The organism is Plantactinospora sp. KBS50 (assembly GCF_002285795.1).
Classification (GTDB): Bacteria; Actinomycetota; Actinomycetes; order Mycobacteriales; family Micromonosporaceae; genus KBS50.
This window is the reverse complement of record NZ_CP022961.1, coordinates 5,221,358-5,240,574: the sequence shown is the minus strand read 5'-3', so window position 1 is coordinate 5,240,574 and position 19,217 is coordinate 5,221,358. Positions and strand designations below refer to the sequence as shown.

The 19,217-nt window shown below is 73.9% G+C and carries 14 protein-coding genes and 3 pseudogenes; 9 read left to right on the top strand and 8 right to left on the bottom strand.

What is annotated here, in order from left to right; translation table 11 throughout:
• From cobC to cobA, 3 genes and pseudogenes are all read left to right on the top strand, one after another.
• The gene (gene cobC, locus CIK06_RS22520; protein ID WP_095566479.1) at positions 1-1,065 is read left to right on the top strand and encodes an Rv2231c family pyridoxal phosphate-dependent protein CobC; all 1,065 of its coding nucleotides are present in this window, start codon (positions 1-3) and stop codon (positions 1,063-1,065) included.
• Between the two features lie 48 nt (positions 1,066-1,113).
• Entirely contained in the window at positions 1,114-2,331 is a 1,218-nt protein-coding gene (locus tag CIK06_RS22515; protein WP_095566478.1) for a nicotinate-nucleotide--dimethylbenzimidazole phosphoribosyltransferase, read from the top strand.
• Positions 2,328-3,566 (top strand): annotated as a pseudogene (gene cobA / locus CIK06_RS22510) (uroporphyrinogen-III C-methyltransferase); the annotation flags it as partial. The gene CIK06_RS22515 and the pseudogene cobA, both read left to right, overlap by 4 nt.
• Positions 3,567-3,779: 213 nt before the next feature.
• Here cobA and otsB read toward each other — a convergent pair.
• A pseudogene (otsB, locus tag CIK06_RS22505) lies at positions 3,780-6,346 on the bottom strand (trehalose-phosphatase).
• 32 nt (positions 6,347-6,378) lie between these two features.
• On the bottom strand, positions 6,379-7,779 hold the full coding sequence (locus tag CIK06_RS22500) for a trehalose-6-phosphate synthase (protein WP_095568052.1): 1,401 nt from the start codon (positions 7,777-7,779) through the stop codon (positions 6,379-6,381).
• 319 nt (positions 7,780-8,098) lie between these two features.
• On the opposite strand from CIK06_RS22500, the gene ettA reads away from it, so the two are divergent.
• From ettA to CIK06_RS22480, 4 genes are all read left to right on the top strand, one after another.
• Entirely contained in the window at positions 8,099-9,775 is a 1,677-nt protein-coding gene (gene ettA / locus CIK06_RS22495; protein WP_095566476.1) for an energy-dependent translational throttle protein EttA, read from the top strand.
• Positions 9,768-10,307: a thioesterase family protein gene (locus CIK06_RS22490; RefSeq protein WP_232533801.1), complete on the top strand. Its 540-nt coding sequence runs from the start codon at positions 9,768-9,770 to the stop codon at positions 10,305-10,307. Before ettA ends, CIK06_RS22490 begins: the two co-directional genes overlap by 8 nt.
• On the top strand, positions 10,300-11,061 hold the full coding sequence (locus tag CIK06_RS22485; RefSeq protein ID WP_095566474.1) for a hypothetical protein: 762 nt from the start codon (positions 10,300-10,302) through the stop codon (positions 11,059-11,061). The genes CIK06_RS22490 and CIK06_RS22485 overlap by 8 nt, the downstream gene beginning before the upstream one ends.
• Positions 11,062-11,266: 205 nt before the next feature.
• On the top strand, positions 11,267-11,863 hold the full coding sequence (locus CIK06_RS22480; protein WP_369916004.1) for a YbjN domain-containing protein: 597 nt from the start codon (positions 11,267-11,269) through the stop codon (positions 11,861-11,863).
• Positions 11,864-11,875: 12 nt separating this feature from the next.
• Here the strand turns inward: CIK06_RS22480 and CIK06_RS22475 are convergent, their stop codons facing one another.
• From CIK06_RS22475 to CIK06_RS22465, 3 genes and pseudogenes are all read right to left on the bottom strand, one after another.
• On the bottom strand, positions 11,876-12,313 hold the full coding sequence (locus tag CIK06_RS22475) for a globin (protein ID WP_369916246.1): 438 nt from the start codon (positions 12,311-12,313) through the stop codon (positions 11,876-11,878).
• 77 nt (positions 12,314-12,390) lie between these two features.
• Positions 12,391-13,779, bottom strand: coding sequence for an MFS transporter (locus tag CIK06_RS22470; RefSeq protein WP_095566472.1), 1,389 nt, complete (start codon positions 13,777-13,779; stop codon positions 12,391-12,393).
• A gap of 430 nt (positions 13,780-14,209) precedes the next feature.
• Positions 14,210-15,256: pseudogene (locus CIK06_RS22465) on the bottom strand (mechanosensitive ion channel family protein); the annotation flags it as partial.
• A 260-nt stretch (positions 15,257-15,516) separates the two neighbouring features.
• On the opposite strand from CIK06_RS22465, the gene CIK06_RS22460 reads away from it, so the two are divergent.
• Entirely contained in the window at positions 15,517-16,050 is a 534-nt protein-coding gene (locus tag CIK06_RS22460) for an HNH endonuclease (RefSeq protein WP_095566470.1), read from the top strand.
• A gap of 16 nt (positions 16,051-16,066) precedes the next feature.
• Here the strand turns inward: CIK06_RS22460 and CIK06_RS22455 are convergent, their stop codons facing one another.
• The 3 genes from CIK06_RS22455 to CIK06_RS22445 all read right to left on the bottom strand — a co-directional run bounded on the left by CIK06_RS22455 (position 16,067) and on the right by CIK06_RS22445 (position 18,123).
• Positions 16,067-16,930: a class F sortase gene (locus tag CIK06_RS22455; protein ID WP_095566469.1), complete on the bottom strand. Its 864-nt coding sequence runs from the start codon at positions 16,928-16,930 to the stop codon at positions 16,067-16,069.
• 21 nt (positions 16,931-16,951) lie between these two features.
• Positions 16,952-17,470 (bottom strand): hypothetical protein, encoded by a 519-nt coding sequence (locus CIK06_RS22450; RefSeq protein ID WP_232533800.1) that lies wholly within the window; start codon positions 17,468-17,470, stop codon positions 16,952-16,954.
• A gap of 197 nt (positions 17,471-17,667) precedes the next feature.
• Entirely contained in the window at positions 17,668-18,123 is a 456-nt protein-coding gene (locus tag CIK06_RS22445; RefSeq protein ID WP_095566468.1) for an Lrp/AsnC family transcriptional regulator, read from the bottom strand.
• A gap of 152 nt (positions 18,124-18,275) precedes the next feature.
• Between CIK06_RS22445 and CIK06_RS22440 the strand changes: the two genes are divergently transcribed.
• Positions 18,276-19,169, top strand: coding sequence for a tryptophan 2,3-dioxygenase (locus tag CIK06_RS22440; protein ID WP_095566467.1), 894 nt, complete (start codon positions 18,276-18,278; stop codon positions 19,167-19,169).
• Positions 19,170-19,217: the final 48 nt, after the last annotated feature.

Here is a 19,217-nt window from a genome sequence, read left to right as displayed (position 1 = left end):
ATGCCCGATCCCGACCTCGGCCACCACGGCGACGCCGAGGCGACCCCGGGGCTGGTCGACCTGGCCGTCAACGTGCGGCGGGCGCCCCCACCGGAGTGGCTGGCCGGGCCGGTCGCCGCGGCCCTGGGCGAGCTGGCCCGCTACCCCGATCCGGCGCCGGCCCGGGCCGCCGTGGCCGCCCGGCACCGCCGGCCGCCGGACCAGGTGCTGCTCACCGCCGGTGCGGCCGAGGCGTTCGTGCTGCTCGCCCGGGCGCTGGCCGGGGTACGCCGGCCGGTCGTGGTGCATCCGCAGTTCACCGAGCCGGAGGCCGCGCTGCGCGCCGCCGGACACCGGGTGGACCGGGTGCTGCTGCCGGCCGGGACCGGTTTCCGGCTGGACCCCGCGCTGGTGCCGGCCGACGCCGATCTCGTGCTGCTGGGCAACCCGACCAATCCCACCTCGGTGCTGCATCCCGCTGCCGACATCGCCGCGCTGGCCCGCCCGGGGCGGGTGCTGGTGGTGGACGAGGCGTTCCAGGACAGCACCACGGCGCCCGGCCTGCCCGGGGAACCGGAGTCGCTGGCGCACCGCACCGACCTGCCGGGCCTCGTGGTGATCCGCAGCCTGACCAAGACCTGGGGGCTGGCCGGGCTGCGGGTCGGATACCTGCTGGCCCCGGCCGACCTGGTGGACCGGCTGGCCGCGGTGCAACCGCTGTGGGCGGTCTCCACCCCGGCCCTGGCCGCCGCGCGGGCCTGCGCGAGCCCGGTCGCGGTGGCGGCCGAGCGCGAGATCGCCGCCGCGCTGGCGGCCGACCGGCGGCACCTGGTCGACCGGCTGGCCGGGCTGCCCGGGGTACGCGTCGAAGGCGTACCGGCCGCCTCGTTCGTCCTCGTGCACCTCGCCGGTGCCGACCGGGTGCGGCTCGCCCTGCGCGAGCGCGGCTGGGCGGTCCGGCGCGGCGACACGTTCCCCGGGCTGGGCGCCGACTGGTTCCGGGTGGCGGTGCGGGACACTGCCACCACCGACGCGTTCGTCACCGTGCTCGCGGACCTCATCGGTCCTGGCCGGGCGACACACTGAACGAGCCCGCGGTCGCGGACCCGCCGCGAACGGAAGGAGACACCCGCCATGCTGTCGGAGATCCTGGCCGCGATCCGCCCGCCGGACGAGGCGGCCATGGCACAGGCCCGGGAGTTGCAGGCCCGGCTGACCAAGCCGGCCGGCTCGCTCGGGGCCCTGGAGGAGCTGTCGGTACGCCTGGCCGGCCTGGCCGGGACCTGCCCGCCGCCGCTGGCCGCCCCCGCGGCGGTAGCGGTGTTCGCCGGCGACCACGGCGTGCACGCCCAGGGGGTGACCCCGTGGCCGCAGGAGGTGACCGCCCAGATGGTGGCCAACTTCCTCGCCGGCGGCGCGGTGGTCAACGCGCTGGCCCGGCAGGCCGGGGCCGCGGTCCGGGTGGTCGACGTCGGGGTGGCCACGCCGCTGGCCGACGCCGGGGAGCCGGTCACGGCCAACTCCGCCGCGCCGGACCCCGCCGTGCCGGACCCTGCCGCGCCGGACCCTGCCGCGCCGGACCCTGCCGCGCCGGACCCTGCCGTGCCGGACCCGATCGTGGCCGATCCGGTCGCGCCAGGTCCGTCTCTGGCCGATCCGGTCGCGCCGGCCCGCTTCGTGCCGGCCCGGGTGCGGGCCGGGACCCGGGACATGACCACCGGGGCGGCGCTGACCCGGGACGAGGTGCTGGCCGCGGTGGCGGCCGGCGCCGCGACGGCCACGGAGCTTGTCGACGCGGGGGTGGCGGTCCTGCTCACCGGCGACATGGGCATCGCCAACACGACCCCGGCGGCCGCGCTGATCGCCGCCTTCACCGGGACCGGCGCGGCCGAGGTGACCGGCCGGGGCACCGGGGTCGACGACCCGACGTACCGGCGCAAGGTCGCGGTGGTCGACGCCGCGCTGGCCCGGCACCGGCCCGACCCGGCCGACCCGCTGGGCGTGCTCGCCGCCTTCGGCGGGCTGGAACACGCGGCGTTGACCGGCTTCATCCTGGCCGGCGCCGCGCGCCGGACGCCGGTCATCCTGGACGGCGTGAGCACGGTGGCGGCCGCGCTGGCCGCCGTGTCGCTGGCGCCGCAGAGCCGGGCCGCGCTGGTCGCCGGCCACCGGTCGGTGGAGCCGGGCGCCACGATCGGGTTGCGGCAGCTACGGCTCGACCCGCTGATCGACCTCGGGATGCGGCTCGGGGAGGGCTCCGGGGCGCTGCTCGCGCTGCCGGTACTGGCCGGCGCCGTCCGGGTACTGCGCGAGGTGGCGACGTTCGACGCGGCGGGGGTGTCCGAGAAGTGAGTCCGGACGGCGAGCAGGTGTATCCGCTGGCGCTGCGGCTGGCGGGCCGGCGGGTGCTGGTGGTCGGCGGCGGCAGCGTCGCCACCCGCCGGGTGCCCGCGCTGCTCGCCTCGGGTGCCCGGGTCGAGGTCGTGGCGCCGGAGCTGACCCCGGCGCTGCGCGCACACGCCGACGCCGGGCGGCTGAGCTGGACCGCCCGGCGGTTCGTCCCGGCCGACGTGGACGGCGCCTGGCTGGTCCAGACGGCCGTCGACGACCCGGCGGCGGCGGCCGAGGTGAGCGCCGCGGCGGCCGAGCGCCGGGTGTTCTGCGTCCGCGCCGACGACCGCACCGCGGCCACCGCCTGGACCCCGGCGGTGACCCGGCAGGGGCCGGTGACGGTCGCGGTGCTCGGTGGCCATCCGCGCCGGGCGGTCGCGGTCCGGGACGCCGTCGCGGCCCTGCTGGAGCGCGACGGCACCCTGCTGGCGGATCCGGTGCCGCAGGGCCGGCCGGCCGGCACGCGCAGCGGCGGCCACCCCGGCCGGGTGGCGCTGGTGGGCGCCGGTCCGGGCGACCCCGAGCTGATCACCGTGCGGGGGCGGCGGCTGCTCGCCGAGGCCGACGTGGTGGTGGCCGACCGGCTGGTGCCCGGCCTGCTCCTGGACGAGCTGCGACCCGAGGTGGAACTGGTCGACGCTTCCAAGATCCCGTACGGTCCGGCCCGTACCCAGGAGGAGATCAACCGGATCCTGGTCGACCGCGCCCGGTCCGGCGCCGCGGTGGTCCGGCTCAAGGGCGGCGACCCGTACGTCTTCGGCCGCGGCGGCGAGGAGCTGCTGGCCTGCACCGCGGCCGGCGTGCCGGTGACGGTCGTACCCGGGGTGACCAGCGCGCTGGCCGGCCCGGCGGCGGCCGGCATCCCGGTGACGCACCGGGCGGTGGCGCACGAGTTCACGGTGGTCTCCGGGCACCTGGCGCCGGAGCACCCGGCCTCGCTGGTCGACTGGCCGGCGCTGGCCCGGCTGCGCGGCACCCTCGTGGTGCTGATGGGGTTGCGCAACCTGGCCGCCATCACCGCGACGTTGCAGGCGCACGGCCGGGCGCCGCAGACCCCGGCGGCACTGGTCCAGGAGGCCACCACGGGCGGCCAGCGGGCGCTGCGCTCCACCCTCGCGGCGGTGGCCGCGGACGCGCTGCGGGCCGGCATACGCCCGCCCGCGGTGGTGGTGTTCGGCGACGTGGTCGAGGCCCTGGCCCCGGCGGCGGGCGACCCGGCGGCGGGCGACCCATCGGCGGGCGACGCCGCGGCGGCGGATGACGCGGCGGCGGATGACGCTGCGGTGGACGATCCTGCGGTGGACGATCCTGCGGTGGACGATCCTGCGGTGGACGACCCGGCCGGACCGGCCGCCTGATCCTGCGGCGACGGGCGTTGCCGGCCCGTCAGCCGCAGGAGCGGCAGTGGCTCAGGCGCTGGGCTGGCCGTCCAGCAGCAGCGCGCAGCGGATCAGGCCGAGGTGGCTGTACGCCTGCGGGTGGTTGCCCAACCCGCGCTCGGCCAGCGGGTCGTACTGCTCGGGCAGCAGCCCGGTGGGGCCGGCGGTGTCCAGCATCTGCCGGAACAGCTCCTCGGCGTCGGACCGCCGGCCGGTGCGCAGGTACGCCTCGACCAGCCAGGCCGTGCAGATGTGGAAGCCGCCCTCCCGGCCGGGCAGGCCGTCGTCCCAGTGGTACCGGTAGACGACCGGGCCGCTGCGCAGGTCCGCCTCGATCCGCAGCACCGTGGACAGGAACCGCGGGTCGTCGTTGGGCAGCAGCCCGGACAGGCCGATCCACAGCGACGAGGCGTCCATCTCCTCGTGCCCGTAGGCCACCGAGTACGCCTCGGAGTCGGTGTGCCAGCCGTACTCCAGGACGTTCTGCCCGATCCGGTCGCGCAGCTCGGCCCACTCCGGCCGGTCGCCGGTGCCGTGCCGGCGCACCATGTGCAGCGCCCGGTCCACGGTCATCCAGCACATGACCTTGGAGAAGACGTGGTGCCGCGGGGGCAGGCGGGCCTCCCAGAGGCCGTGGTCGGGCTCGTGCCAGCGGCGGCGTACCGCCTCGACCATCGACTCCAGGACCCGCCACTCCTCGTCGCGGACCGTGCCGCGCTGGTCGGCCACCGCCGCCAGCAGGTCGGCGATCGGCCCGAAGACGTCCAGTTGGAGCTGGTGGTTGGCCAGGTTGCCGACGCGTACCGGCCGGGATCCGGCCCAGCCGGGCAGGGTGTCGATGACCGCCTCGGCGCCCAGTTCGTAGCCGTCGACGGTGTAGAGCGGGTGCAACCGCTCGGGATGCCCGCCGGTGCGCTCGACCACCCCGTCGACCCAGCGCAGCAGGGCCTCCGCCTCGGCGAGCGAGCCGAGGTCGACCAGCGCCCGCGCGCTCATCGCGGCGTCCCGCAGCCAGCAGTACCGGTAGTCCCAGTTGCGGACCCCGCCGACCTCCTCGGGCAGCGACGTGGTGGCCGCGGCGAGGATCGAGCCGGTCGCCTCGTGGCACAGGCCGCGCAGCGTCAGCGCGCTGCGGACCACCATGTCCCGGGCGACGCTGGGCAGTTGCAGCTTGGTCACCCAGTCCTGCCACGGGCGTTCCGCACGGGACTGCCGCTCGTGCACGCTGAGCCGGTGGTGTTCCAGGCTGTGCGAGCCGAACCGCAGCTCGCAGGTGACGCTCCCGCCGGCCGCGGAGAGGTCCACCACCGCCCGCGCGGTCTCGAAGTTGCCGTCCTCGACGATCTCCCACTCCACGCCGGGGAGTAGAGGCTGACCGGCTCGTTGGAGCCGAGCACCAGCAGCCCGTCCCCGAGCGGCTGGAGCTGCACGGCCACCTGGCCGAACTCCGGCCGGGGAGCGAACTCCAGCCGGACCCGGCCGGATCCGGTGAGCAGCCGGACCAGGGTGGAGTCGCCGGAGACCACGCTGGAGGCGGTGGGTAGCTCCTCGGCGGTGGGCCGGTCCAGCCAGTCCGTGACGGTCAGCCCGGACCAGCGGGTCTCCACGGTCATGGTGTTCGGCCGGTAGCGCTGCCCCAGCGGGATGCCGCCCCGCTCGGGGGCGATCGAGAAGTGGCCGGCGGGGGCGCCGCCGACCAGGTCGGCGAAGATGGCCGAGGAGTCCGGCTTGGGGTGGCAGAGCCAGGTGACCCGGGCCTCGGGGGTGAGCAGCGCGACGGTACGGCCGTTGGCCAGCATCGAGTGCCGCTCGATCGGCACGGCCCGCTCGCCGAACAGCCAGTTGCGCCGGATGTCCAGCAGCAGCCCCAGCAGCCGGGCCGCCTCGACCGGGTCGCCGACCCGGTAGTCGGCCGCCGTCTCGCCCGCGCCGATCTTGACGCCCACGTCCGGGCCGTGCAGGTTCGTGAAGACGTTCTCGTCGGTGACGTCGTCGCCGACGAACAGCACGGCGCTGGCCGAGAGCTGGGTGCGCAGCTGGTCGACGGCGGCACCCTTGTTGGTGGGGATCACCGACAGCTCGATGACCTCCTTGCCCTGGGTGACCGTGACGTCCGGCCACGAGCCGGGACCGGTCCGTACCGCGTGTACGACCTCCGCCGCGACCGCCGGGTCGGCACCCCGCACGTGTACGGCGACGCTGGCCGGCTTGCGTTCCAGCCGTACGCCGGGCCGGTCCGCGACGAGCTGCCGCAGCTCGTTGCGCAGCCGGGCGCGTACCTCGATCAGTTCGGGGGCCAGCCGCTCGACGAAGCCGATGTCGAACTCGGAGCCGTGGCTGCCGACCAGGTGCACCTCGCTGGGCAGCCGGGAGAGCGTGGCCAGGTCCCGCAGCGCACGGCCGGAGATCACCGCCACGGTGGTCTGCGGCAGCGCGGCCAGGGCGCGGACGGCCGCCACCGATTCGGGCAGCGGCACGGCCTTGGTGGGGTCCTCGACGATGGGCGCGAGGGTGCCGTCGTAGTCGCAGGCGACCAGCAGCTGCGGGGAGCGGGCGATCCGGCCGAGCGCCGAGCGCAGGGCGGGATCCATGCCCATCGTCCGGCGGCTGGAGTCCAGGGCGGGACCGGTCACGCCGCTTCCGTCTCCAGGACGCCCAGCTCACGCAGGAACGACTGGGCCCAGTGGCCGACGTCGTGCGAGCGCAGGTGCCGCTGCATCAGCCGCATCCGCCGGCGGGCCTCGACGCTGTCCACGTGCACGGCGCGCAGCAGCGCGTCCTTGACGCCGTCCGGGTCGTGCGGGTTACACAGAAATGCCTGCCGCAGTTCGGTCGCGGCGCCCGCGAACTCACTCAGCACGAGCGCGCCACCGGTGTCGGCGCGGCAGGCGACGTATTCCTTGGCCACCAGGTTCATTCCGTCTCGCAGAGGGGTCACCATCATCACGTCGGCCGCGCAGTACAGCGCGGCCAGTTCGCTGCGACTGTACGACTGGTGCAGGTAGTGCACCGCGGGCACACCCACCTTGCCGAACTCGCCGTTGATCCGACCCACCTCGCGCTCGACCTTGACCCGCAGCGCCTGATAGTGCTCGACCCGCTCCCGACTGGGCGTGGCCACCTGGACCATCACCGTCTCCGGCACGGTGACCTTGCCGTCGGCGAGCAGTTCCCGGAACGCCTTGAGGCGCAGCTCGATGCCCTTGGTGTAGTCCAGCCGGTCGACGCCCAGGATGAGGGTCTTCGGGTCGCCCAGCTCGGCGCGGATCTGCTTGGCCCGGGCCTGTACGGCCGGGTCGGCGGCCATCCGCTCCATCTCCTTGACGTCGATGGAGATCGGGAACGCGCCGGCCTTCACCTGCCGCCCGTCGACCTGGATCATCTGGCCCTCGTAGCGCAGCCCGAGCAGGTGCCGGGCCAGCCGGACGAAGTTCTGCGCGGCGAGCCGCTGCTGGAAGCCCACCAGGTCGGCGCCGAGCAGGCCGCGCAGCACCTCGGCGCGCAGCGGCATCTGCATGAACAGCTCGATCGGCGGGAACGGGATGTGCAGGAAGAACCCGATCCGCAGGTCCGGGCGCAGCTCGCGGAGCATCGCCGGGACGAGCTGGAGCTGGTAGTCCTGGATCCAGACCGTCGCCCCGTCGGCCGCCACCTCCGCCGCGGCCTCCGCGAACCGGGCGTTGACCAGCCGGTACGCCTCGCGCCAGCGGCGCTTGTAGGCCGGGGTCTCCACGGCGTCGTGGTAGAGCGGCCAGATGGTCGCGTTGGACTGGCCCTCGTAGTAGCGCTCCAGCTCCTCGGCGCTGAGCGGGACCGGGTGCAGACCGATGCCGTCGAGCTGGAACGGCTCCGGCGCGGCACCCACGCCCCCGGCCCAGCCGACCCAGGTGCCCTGGTGCTCGACGAGGACGGGATGCAGGGCGGTGACCAGACCGCCGGGGCTGCGGCGCCACTGCTTTCCCTCGGGGGTGGTCACCTCGTCCACGGGTAGACGATTGGCCACGACCACGAATGAGCTACGTTCCGCCACGCTCCGCACACCTCCGGTGATTACGGGTCCACCGCTGAGCCTACTGAATCGCGCAGCGGCCTCAGGTCTCCGGTGCCGGAGTTCCTACCCCATGGGCTTCGTCGGGAATCCGCCCTGATCAGACCAGGCGGGGTGGTTGGGTCGTGAGGGGTGGGGTGATGTGGGCGGAGCGCGCCGTACCTGTCAGGATTGACCTCGGCGTGCGTATCGCTGGCGAGGGAGTGCTCCCCGCCCGTGCTCGCCGGCTCACCGCGGCGGCCCGACCCGCCCGCGGGCCAGGCCCACCGATCAGACGTGACGTACGGAGGTAGTCCGCACCGTGGCTCAGTTCATCTACGTGCTGGACAAGGCGCGCAAGGCGCACGGCGACAAGGTCGTGCTGGACAACGTGACGCTGAACTTCCTGCCGGGCGTCAAGATCGGTGTGGTGGGTCCGAACGGCGCCGGCAAGTCCAGCCTGCTCAAGATCATGGCGGGGATCGACCAGCCCAGCAACGGCGAGGCCCGGCTGATGCCGGGGTTCACCGTGGGGCTGCTGGCCCAGGAGCCCCCGCTGAACGACGCCAAGACCGTCCTGGGCAACGTCGAGGAGGCGGTCGCCGAGACCAAGGCCCGGCTGGAGCGGTTCAACAAGATCGCCGAGCAGATGGCCACCGACTACTCGGACGAGCTGATGGAGGAGATGGGCCGGCTCCAGGAGGAGCTGGACCACGCCGACGCCTGGGACATCGACTCCAAGCTCGAACTGGCGATGGACGCGCTGCGCTGCCCGCCGCCGGACGCCGACGTCACCCAGCTCTCGGGCGGGGAGCGCCGCCGGGTGGCGCTGTGCAAGCTGCTGCTGGAGGCGCCCGACCTGCTGCTGCTGGACGAGCCCACCAACCACCTGGACGCCGAGAGCGTGCAGTGGCTGGAGCAGCACCTGGCCAAGTACGCCGGCACGGTCATCGCGATCACCCACGACCGGTACTTCCTGGACAACGTGGCCAACTGGATCCTGGAGCTGGACCGCGGCCGCGCCTACCCGTACGAGGGCAACTACTCGACGTACCTGGAGAAGAAGGCCGCCCGGCTCGCGGTCGAGGGCCGCCGGGACGCCAAGCTCAAGCGGCGGCTCGGCGAGGAACTGGAGTGGGTCCGGTCGAACGCCAAGGCCCGGCAGACCAAGTCCAAGGCCCGGCTGGACCGGTACGACGAGATGGCGGCCGAGGCCGAGAAGACCCGCAAGCTGGACTTCGAGGAGATCCAGATCCCGCCGGGTCCCCGGCTGGGCAGCCTGGTGATCGAGGCGCAGGAGCTGCGGAAGGCGTTCGGCGACCGGGTGCTGATCGACGACCTGAGCTTCTCGCTGCCCCGCAACGGCATCGTCGGGGTGATCGGCCCGAACGGCGTGGGAAAGACCACACTCTTCAAGACCATCGTCGGGCTGGAGGAGCCGACGTCCGGCGCGGTCCGCGTCGGGGAGACGGTCTCGCTGTCGTACGTCGACCAGAACCGGCAGGGCCTGGCCGGTGACAAGACGGTCTGGGAGGTGGTCTCGGACGGGCTCGACTATCTGATGGTCGGCAAGGTCGAGATGCCGTCCCGGGCGTACATCGCGGCCTTCGGGTTCAAGGGTCCGGACCAGCAGAAGCCCACGAAGGTGCTGTCCGGCGGCGAGCGGAACCGGCTCAACCTGGCGCTCACCCTGAAGATGGGCGGCAACGTGATCCTGCTGGACGAGCCGACCAACGACCTGGACGTGGACACGCTGTCGAGCCTGGAGAACGCGCTGCTGGAGTTCCCGGGCTGCGCCGTGGTGATCTCCCACGACCGGATGTTCCTGGACCGGGTGGCCACCCACATGCTCGCCTGGGAGGGCGACGAGGAGAATCCGGCCAGGTGGTTCTGGTTCGAGGGCAACTTCGAGGCGTACGAGAAGAACAAGATCGAGCGGCTCGGGGACGAGGCGGCCCGGCCGCACCGGGTGACGTACCGCAAGCTGACCCGTGACTGAACCGGTGGCCGGGTCGGACCGGCGCTACGTGCACGACTGCGTGCTGCGCTGGTCCGACCTGGACGCCTACGGTCACGTCAACAACGCCCGCTTCCTGACCCTCTACGAGGAGGCGCGGGTGGCGATGCTGTTCGCCGGCGGCCGCGCCGCCGGGCTGGACTCGTTCGCCGCCGGGATGGTGATCCGCCGGCACGAGGTCGACTACCTGCGTCCGGTCGACTACCCGATGAGCTGGCCGGATCCGGACCGGGCGCCCACCGTCCGGATCGAGCTGTGGGTGGAGGACCTGCGGGCCGCCCGGCTCACCATCGGCTACGAGCTGTTCGCACCCGCCCCGCCAACCGGTGCTGCCGGTGCTGCCGGCTCCGCCGGTTCTGCCGGTTCCGCCGATCCGGGGCTGGTGCTGGCCGGCCGGGCGCGCTCGGTGCTGGTGCCGTACGACCTGGTCCGTCAGGCGCCGCGCCGGCTGAGCGCGGAGGAACGCGACTTCCTGTCCCGGTACGTCGTCGAGCCGGTCCGGGTCGATGGCTGAGCACGGGATCGCCGGCACGGCCGACGCGGGGGCGCTGCTGTCCCGGCTGGTCCGGCTGGACGCGGCGGCGCTGGTCCGGCTCCGGCCGGCCGCAGCCGGCCGGATCGAGCTGTGGTGCCGGGTGCCGTGGGGTGTGCTGGTCGGCCGTACCGTCGCCGGCCGGCAGGTCGAAGTGGCTGGCGACGAACCGACCACCGGGGCGGGGCCGGCCGGCTCATCGGCCGCGGGATCGGCACCGGCCGGTTCGGCTGGTGGGTCGGACGCCACGGTGCTGGCCGCCGAGCTGCTGGCCCGGCTCGAAGCCGGCGCCCCGCAACTGCCGGTCCGCCGGGACGCCGACTGGCGATGGGCGCTGCCGCCGTCCGGCGCGCGGACCGTGGAGGAACTGCCGGTTGGCGAGCTGCGCCGGGTCTCCGCCGCCGCCCAGGAGGCGTTGCGGGCCGCCGCCGCGCACGGCGTCCGCGGGCGGGCCGTCGGCCAGCGGGCGCTCCGGGACGCGCTGCTGGACCACGTACCGATCGTGGTGGCGCCCGCGGCGGCCGGCGCGGCCCCGGTGCAGGTGCCGCAGCGGCTGGTGCAGGCCGTGACCCGGATGGGTTTTCTCGGCGCCGATCGGCCGGGCGCGGATGACCGGGTGCTGGTCCGGGTGGCCGGAGGGTGGACCGGTCTACTGGCGCCGTACGGCGTCGCCTGGCTGGCGCCGGTCGGCCCGTTCACCCTTCGGCCGAGAACCGGCGCCGAGGAATCTCGCTAACTGACCGAACGGACGATCCCCAGTAGTCCATATGGTTTGGTGCACTCGTTGGGGGGATGCCTCAGGCCGGCTATCCGGGTACCGTCGTGCCTCGGATCCCACGCAACGTACGCGGCTGGATCCGCTGGGGAGTGAGGTGCACGAGATGCCGTGGTGGGCTTGGCGTCCCGGTCAGCCCGGAGGCGACGAACCGGAAACACGCAGCATGACGTCGGTCGACAGCGTTCTCCGGACCGGTCCTCCCGCACCCCGTGAACCCGACCACGACGGTGGTGCCGGCGGTCGGGCCGGCGCCGGGATGACCGACTGTCCGCCGACCGCACGGTCCGACCGCGCCCGGTCCGACCTGGTGATCCGGCCACAACTGCGGGAGGCGCCGTCCGGGGTCGCGCCGATCACCCTCGCCCGGGTCGGCATGGCGCTGGACCGGCTCGACATGTGCTACCTCGCCGACGGCGGCGACAGCCTGCTGGCCACCTGGGAACGGCACGCGCTGCTGTTCAGCCTGGAGGGCCCGGAGGACGAGATCCTGGTGATCCGGGCACGGCCGCACTCGACCGTCCCGCCGGACTGGGCGGACCGGGCCTACCGCGCGGTCAACGAGTGGAACCACACCGGGCGGTTCTGCAAGGCGTACGTGGGCGACCCCACCGACCGCGGCAACCTGCCCATCTACGTCGAGTTGCAGGTCCCGTTCGCGGCCGGTGCGCACGACGCGCTGCTGGTCGAGGTGGTGGAGTGCGGAGCCCGCTCGGCGACCGAGTTCGTCGACTGGCTGCACGACGAGGGCGCGCTGCTCTGAGCGGCGGCCGGGTCAGACCTCCGGCGCGACGTTCACCATGAAGTACGCGGCCCGCTCCAGGTAGTCCCAGAGCGTGCGGTCCTGCTCGGGCGGCAGCCCGAGGCTGTCCACCGCCCGCCGCATGTGATGCAGCCAGGCGTCCCGGGCCGCGGCGTCGACCTGGAAGGGCGCGTGCCGCATCCGCAGCCGGGGGTGGCCGCGCTGGCTCGAATAGGTGCCCGGCCCGCCCCAGTACTGGATCAGGAACAGCGCCAGCCGGTCCGCGGCGGGCGCCAGATCCTCCTCCGGATACATCGGGCGCAGCAGGGGATCCCGGGCCACTCCCGCGTAGAACTCGTCGACGAGCTTGCGGAAGGTCGGCTCGCCGCCGACCGCCTCGTAGAAGTTCTCGGTCGGCGCCGGCTGCGCGCTCTCCCCGTACGGATTCACCGTTCCATCCTGCCAGGCGATGCCCGGATCGCCGACCGTGGCCCGACCCCGCCGGGTCTGCCGGGGTCGGTGCGCCGGGGGGATCGGTGCGCCGGGGGTCAGTGCGCCGGGGCGTCCGCGGGGGAGCCGGGCGGCCGGGTCTGCCGGCCGGGCCGGCCCTGGTCCGTGCCGTTGGGCTGGCCGGGCAGGACCGGGGCCTCCGGCCCCGGCGCCTCGCGCTGGGCCGCGGCGATGGCCTGGTCGAACCGTTCGGGGCTGGGCCAGTACAGGGCGGCGAGGCCGACCAGGAGCACGCCGGCCAGACTCCACACCCCGACCACCATCGGGATCCGGAAGTGGTCCGCGAGCAGGCCGGTGACCAGCACCGCGCCGCCCTGGGTGATCTGCAGGCCGGTCGCCATCACCCCGAAGGCCCGAGCCCGGTAGCCGTCCGGCAGCGCCCGGACGAACAGGCCGTTCGCGACCGGAGTCAGGCCGGCGACGGCGAAACCGCACACGGCCGACAGACCGGCCACGACGATCGGCGACGGGTCCAGCAGGGCCGGCACCAGGGCGACCGGCGCCAGGATGGCCAGCGGGCGCACGAGCGCCTGTCGTACCTCCGGCCGCAGCAGCCGGCCCACGAACAGGCTGCCGACGATGAACCCGAGCGGGTTGCTGGCCATGATCAGGGCCTGGGCGAGGCCGCGGCCGGCCTCCGTCGTGGTCCGCTCGTCGGCCCAGCCCGCCGCGAGGCCCTCGGGCACGATCGCGAAGAGGGTGGTGGCGAAGACCAGGATCGCGATGGCCCGCAGCACGGGGCGGCCGAAGACGAGCCGGAAGCCGTCCCCGGTCTCGTGCAGCAGGTGCCGCCGGGCCCGGCCGGTGGTGGCCGGGAGCCGGAAGCGGATGCCGAACCGGATGAGCGTGGCCGACGCGGCGAAGGTGGCCGCGTCCAGCAGCAGCGCGTAGTGCGGCTGCACCGAGGCGATCGCCGCGCCCAGCACGTACCCCAGCACCTGCGCGGCCTGGCCGGTGCTGGTGTTGAGGGACAGCCCGACCACCAGCCGGTCGCCCGGCAGGATCTGCGGCATGGTCGCCGACCGGGCGGCCTGGGCCGGCGCGGTGAGCAGGGTGGTGGTGAACAGCAGCGCGAGCAGGCTCCAGACCGGCATGCCGGGAATGGCGACCAGCGCGACCAGCACCATCCGGAGCAGATCGCAGATGATCATCACGTTGCGGTACGGATACCGCTCGGCGATCGCCGCCAGCAGCGGCCCGCCCACCAGCCACGGCAGGTAGCTCACCGCGAAGGCCGCGGCGGAGAGCGCCACCGACGAGGTCTGCTGGTAGACCAGCACCATCACGGCGGCCTTGGTGATGTAGTCGCCGATCCAGGACAGGGCCGATGCGGCGAATAGCGCCCGGTATTCGGACCCGGCGAACACCTCGCGGAAGGTGGCTGGCCGTTCTCGACCGTGCGTCTTATCCGGCAACAGGGCCTCCATCGTTCCCGACCGCTGACCACTCGCGCGGGAGCCGTCGAAAAACGCTGTCAGACGTACCGATCAGCGAGGGTTCCATGACGCTCCGAAACGGAGCCGCCTCCCGAATTCTGCCCGATCGTCCAACGACTGGCTAGTGCGAACGGGCGGTTCGTCGCATGTTCGACTGAACGAACGGACGATACCTGAGCCACTGTGCGGAGCGCGACCCCACCGTCGCCGATCGATGCTGATCTCCCGGTCAGCTCGCTCGGCCCGATCCGTCCTCATCCTCCTCGGCCAGCGGTTCGTCCGGGGAATCAGCCGACGGACCGCTCAGGAACTCATCTGATGATCCGCTCGGCGTAACGCCCGGTGTATCACCCGGATACTCATCGTTTCCGGGCTCGTCCCCGACCGCCGAACCCCGGGCCGCAACCGGCGGCGATTCCGGTGCCGCGCCGGCCGATCCGCCCGGCACCGCCGGCCGCGGACGGCCGCGTCCACCGGCCATCCGCGCGGTGATCCCGGCCTCGTCCAGCGCCTCCGCGAGCTGCCGGCGCAGCCGCCGGCCGACCGCGATCTGGCCGCTGGCCGTCGTCTTCGCGACCGTCCGGATCACCGGGCCGTCGACGGTCACCTGCTCGACGCCGAGCACCTCCGGCGGTTCCACGATCGAGGGCGCCAGCGCGGGATCCGCGGCCACCTGCGCGGCGGCGTCGTGCAGGACCGTGAGGGCCTCCTCGGTGTTGCCGAAGCCGACCGGCAGGTCCACCACCACCATCGCCCAGCCCTGGCTCTTGTTGCCCACCCGGACGATCTCGCCGTTGCGGATGTACCAGAGCACGCCGCGGCCGTCCCGCACGGTGGTGACCCGCAGACCCACCGACTCCACCACCCCGGTCGCCTCGCCCAGGTCCACCGTGTCGCCCACCCCGTACTGATCCTCGATCAGCATGAACAGGCCGGCGATGAGGTCCTTGACCAGCGACTGCGCCCCGAACCCGATCGCCACGCCGGCGATACCCGCCGTGGTCAGCAGCGGCCCGAGGTCGATGCTCAGCTCGCTGAGGACGGTCAGCGCCGCGATCGCGAAGACCACCGCGGTCACCCCGCTGCGCAGCACCGAACCGATCGCCTCGGCCCGCTGCCGCCGGCGCTCCGGCAGCACCGGCCCCGGCTCCGCGGCGCCGGCCGGCGGGCGCTCGCGCAACGGCCGGAGGATCCCCGGTACGGCCTTGCGGCTCGTCGTGCGGACCAGCCGGCTGATCGACCGGTTCAACAGGAACCGGATCAGCATGGCGCCGAGCAGGATCAGGATGATCCGCAGCGGCTTCACGATGATCCAGTAGCTGCCGTCGGCGAACCAGGCCGATCCGGTCAGGTCCCACACCTGCTTGCAGAAGGCGTCGCCGAGACAGTCGTGGCTGGGGTCCGGGCTGGGCGAGCCGGACGGGACCGGGGCCAGGACGAACGGACCCCGCAGGAAAAGGGGGGACATGACGGGCACAGGTGTCTTCGTACCCCATCGGCCGGCGCCGCGTCCCGGCGACCCGCCACCGGATTCGGACGGCCCGGTCGGCCAAGGTTCATCCGGTGGGCGCGGATTAGTACGTGCAATCGGGCCACCTATCGGGGACGATGGGCGCACGGGCGCCGGTGATCTGCCGGCGTCGGTCGCGGTCCAAGGCCGGACCGGGCCGCGGCTGACGGGCAGATGACGGGGGTGCGGGGGAGTCTTCGACCGGGAGGGTGAGCGCGATGCCTGACATACGACCCGTGGCGGGCTCGGGTGCGTTGGTGCTCAATGCCACCTACGAGCCGCTGTGTGTCGTGTCGGTGCGTCGGGCCGCGATCCTGGTTCTCTCCGCGAAGGCCGTCTGCGTGTGCGACGGCGAGGGCATCCTGCACAGCGCGCGCAACGCGCTCCCGGTGCCGTCCGTGGTCCGGCTGACCCGGTTCGTCCGGGTGCCCTACCGCACCCACGTCGGCCTCTCCCGCCGGGCGATCTTCGCCCGGGACGGCTGGCGCTGCGCGTACTGCCGGGGGGCGGCCGAGACCATCGACCACGTCTTCCCGCGCAGCCGCGGCGGCCGGCACGCCTGGGAGAACGTGGTGGCGGCGTGCGCGCGGTGCAACCACACCAAGGGCGACCGTACCCCCGCCGAACTGGGCTGGCGGCTGCACACCGTGCCGGCGGCGCCCAAGGGTGCGGCCTGGCGGGTGCTCGGCCACCGCACCCCGGATCCGCGCTGGGCGGACTGGCTGGACCTGCGCGAGCCCGAGGCCGCCTGATGCGTCCGGGCGGCGCTCAGCCGCCGCGGGCGCGGACCAGGGTGGCGTAGACGACCACGTTGTCGGCGTACCCGGTCTCGCCGCCCACCCAGCGGCCGCCGCAGGTGATCAGCCGCAGCCCCGGCCGGTCGAAGTCGCCGAACACCTGATCGGCCGGGAACCGCGACTTGTCGTACTTGCGGGTCGAGTCGACCTGGAAGACCGCCGTCGAACCGTCCGCCCGTTCGATCTCCACCCGGTCGCCGGAGCGCACCCGGCTCAGGTCGTGGAAGACCGCCGGGCCGGTACGGGTGTCCACGTGCCCCACCAGCACGGACGGCCCGTACTGGCCCGGGGTGGGGCTCTGGTTGTACCAGCCCGCCACGTCCGGACGGTCGTCCGGCGGTGTCGCGATGGTGCCGTCCGCGGCCAGCCCGACCGGCTGGACGGGCGCGTCGAGGCCGACCGAGCGGATCGCCACCCGGTTCGGCTCGCTCGCGGCCAGCAGCGGATACTTCCGCGGCGGCGGCCGCAGGTCCGGATAGAGCGCGCTGGGCACCAGCGAATTCCCGGTCACCCGCTGGTAGCCGACGCCGGTGACGACCAGGCCGAGCAGGATCACCAGCGCGGCCACCGGGAGGCGCGGCAGGCCGGCGCGGGGTCGTGCGCCGGCCCGGGACCGCCCGGCCCGCCGGCCGGAGCCGCCGCGCGGCCCGCCCGCCCGCCGCCGCTCGCGTCCGCCCGGCGGCCGGACCGGCAGGGTTCCCGGCGGTACGTAGTCCGCGCTGTCCTGGGTGCTGACGCTCGCCGCCCCGGACTGGAGCACCACCTGGCGCAGCACCGTCCAGGCGCGCCGGGGCGGCGGATCCAGGGATCCGGGAGTCGGGGCCGACCGGTCCATTCCGGTCTCTCCCTTCCCGCCTCAGCGGGCCGGCGGGCCGCTCCGGCGCCGGCCGTACAGCGCGAACCCGAGGCCGAGCAGCACGATGCCGACCCCGCCGGCGAGCACCAGCAGGCCGGCGCCGCCGCCGGCCGTGCCGCCGCCCCCGGTGGCCGGGCCCTGCGACGGCTTGCTCATGTTCACCACGGTCACCGTGGTGCTGGCCGTGGTGTTGTTGGCGCAGGTGAGCGTCACCTGGTAGTCACCGGGCGGCTTGTTGGCGGGAATGGTGGCGGAACCGGTGAGCATGCCGTTGTCCGGTCGCACCGTCACCCGCCCGAACGCGTCGGACTGCACGGTGCCCTGCCGGTTGTTGGCGTCGCCGCAGTCGGCCCGGATGTTCACCCGGGTACCCGGCTCGGCCGTGTTCGGCGTGACCTCGACCGTGGTGTTCTGCCCGGCCCGTGCCGGACCCGTGGCCAGCAGCGTGAGTACGCCGGCCAGCGTCAGCGCCGTGGCCACCGCGCGCAGCGCACGGCGCAGGAACGTCAGACCCCGCATGATCCCCCTCTTCCGGCCGCCGGCCGGCTCGTGCGTGGGTGCTCTCGACGTGCCGCCTGTGTTCCCGGCACGGCCCATCGGACACCCCGCGCCCGGCGTGATCTGCCGGCCGGTGGCCCGCCCGCGGCGCGGTCCGGCCCGGAACGGGCGGTGCCGGGCCGAGGGTCCGGACCGGCACCGGCCGCGGCCGGAACCGGTCAGGCGGTGTGGTCCGGGGGCATCGGCGGAAGAACCGGCCGCCACTGCAGCGGGGTGGACAGCACCATCGTGCTGGCCGGGCGGCCGTACGGGGCGAGGCGGTCGATCAGTCGTTCGAAGGAGTCGATGGATCCGGCGGCCACCTTCAGCACGCTGCACGCGTCACCGGTGACCCGCATGATCTGCAGGATCTCCGGCCAGGTTTCCACCTCCGGGTCCCGGAGCACGCAGCGCGCCCCGTAGCAGGACATCTGGATCAGCGCGAGCACGTTGCGGCCGGCCCGGGCGAGATCGACGTGCGCGTGGTAGCCGGTCACCACGCCCGACTCCTCCATCCGGCGTACCCGCTCGGCCACCGCCGGCGGGGACAGGTGCACCCGCCGGGACAACTCGCTGTACGACAGCCGGGCATCGACCTGCAGCTCACGCAGCAGCGCCCAGTCCATCTCGTCCACGCGGGCACCTTTCCTTCGTTAAGCGTTCCCGGCCAAGCAAAGCGGATCTGACGGTCGGACGGCCCTCCCGCCGTGGATCGAACCTTCCATCCGGCGATCCGCCCGCGCGACGATGAACGGTACCCGGCAGCGGCGAGGAGGGACGGCCAGCGATGAAGAGCACGGAGCCGCGGACCTCCGCCCCGGTGCGCCCGGTCAACGAGGCGCAGCGGGCGGCCCGGGCGGCGGCGAACCGGGGCGGCCCGACCCTCGAATTCGCCGACCAGGTGCCGTACGACGCGTACGTGCGGGCCAGCACGCTGCACCGGATGCAGCACCCGATCACCGAGGATCCCGGCGAGATGTCGTTCCTGGTGGTCAGTCAGGTCATGGAGCTGTACTTCAAGCTCATCTGCGTCGAACTGCGCGAGGCGTCCCGGCTGCTGCGCGCCGACGACGTCTGGGCCGCGCTCGCGCCGCTGCACCGGGCCGCGCTGGAACTGGAGGGGCTCAACGGCGCCTGGCGGGCGCTGCGCTGGATGACCCCGGCCGACTTCAACCGGTTCCGCGACGAACTCGGCGAGGCGTCGGGCTTCCAGTCCGCGATGTACCGGCAACTGGAGTTCCTGCTGGGACTGCGCAACCCCGCGCTGATCCGCCCGTTCCACCGGCAGACCGACCAGTACGACGAACTGGTGGTCACGCTGGCCGCGCCGAGCCTCTGGGACGACGTGCTGGAACTGCTGGACCGGCGCGGGTTCGGCATCCCGGCCGAGGTGCTGCACCGGGACTACTCCACCGAGCACGAACCGGCACCGGCCGTCGAGAACGCCTGGGTGAGGATCTACGCCGACGGCGGGCCGCGCGACCCGCTCTGGCTGCTCGGCGAGGCGCTGGCCGAGGTCGCCGAGCAGTTCGGCGACTGGCGCTACCAGCACGTGAAGGCCGTGCAGCGCAGCATGGGCGCCAAGGTGGGCAGCGGCGGCTCGAACGGGCTGGCATGGTTGCAACGGAGCATGGGCCGGGTGGTCTTCCCCGAGCTGTGGTCGGCCCGGACCAGCATGTGAGCGGAGGGACGGAGCCCGTGACCAGCACCGGCGGGGGCGAGGCCGGGC

What these genes read in the sequence shown, in the direction of transcription:
- cobC (WP_095566479.1), top strand. Translation starts at nt 1, where the DNA reads ATGCCCGATCCCGACCTCGGCCACCACGGCGACGCCGAGGCGACCCCG.
- CIK06_RS22515 (WP_095566478.1), top strand. Translation starts at nt 1,114, where the DNA reads ATGCTGTCGGAGATCCTGGCCGCGATCCGCCCGCCGGACGAGGCGGCC.
- CIK06_RS22485 (WP_095566474.1), top strand. Translation starts at nt 10,300, where the DNA reads ATGGCTGAGCACGGGATCGCCGGCACGGCCGACGCGGGGGCGCTGCTG.
- CIK06_RS22480 (WP_369916004.1), top strand. Translation starts at nt 11,267, where the DNA reads ATGACGTCGGTCGACAGCGTTCTCCGGACCGGTCCTCCCGCACCCCGT.
- CIK06_RS22470 (WP_095566472.1), bottom strand. Translation starts at nt 13,779, where the DNA reads ATGGAGGCCCTGTTGCCGGATAAGACGCACGGTCGAGAACGGCCAGCC.
- CIK06_RS22460 (WP_095566470.1), top strand. Translation starts at nt 15,517, where the DNA reads ATGCCTGACATACGACCCGTGGCGGGCTCGGGTGCGTTGGTGCTCAAT.
- CIK06_RS22455 (WP_095566469.1), bottom strand. Translation starts at nt 16,930, where the DNA reads ATGGACCGGTCGGCCCCGACTCCCGGATCCCTGGATCCGCCGCCCCGG.
- CIK06_RS22450 (WP_232533800.1), bottom strand. Translation starts at nt 17,470, where the DNA reads ATGCGGGGTCTGACGTTCCTGCGCCGTGCGCTGCGCGCGGTGGCCACG.
- CIK06_RS22440 (WP_095566467.1), top strand. Translation starts at nt 18,276, where the DNA reads ATGAAGAGCACGGAGCCGCGGACCTCCGCCCCGGTGCGCCCGGTCAAC.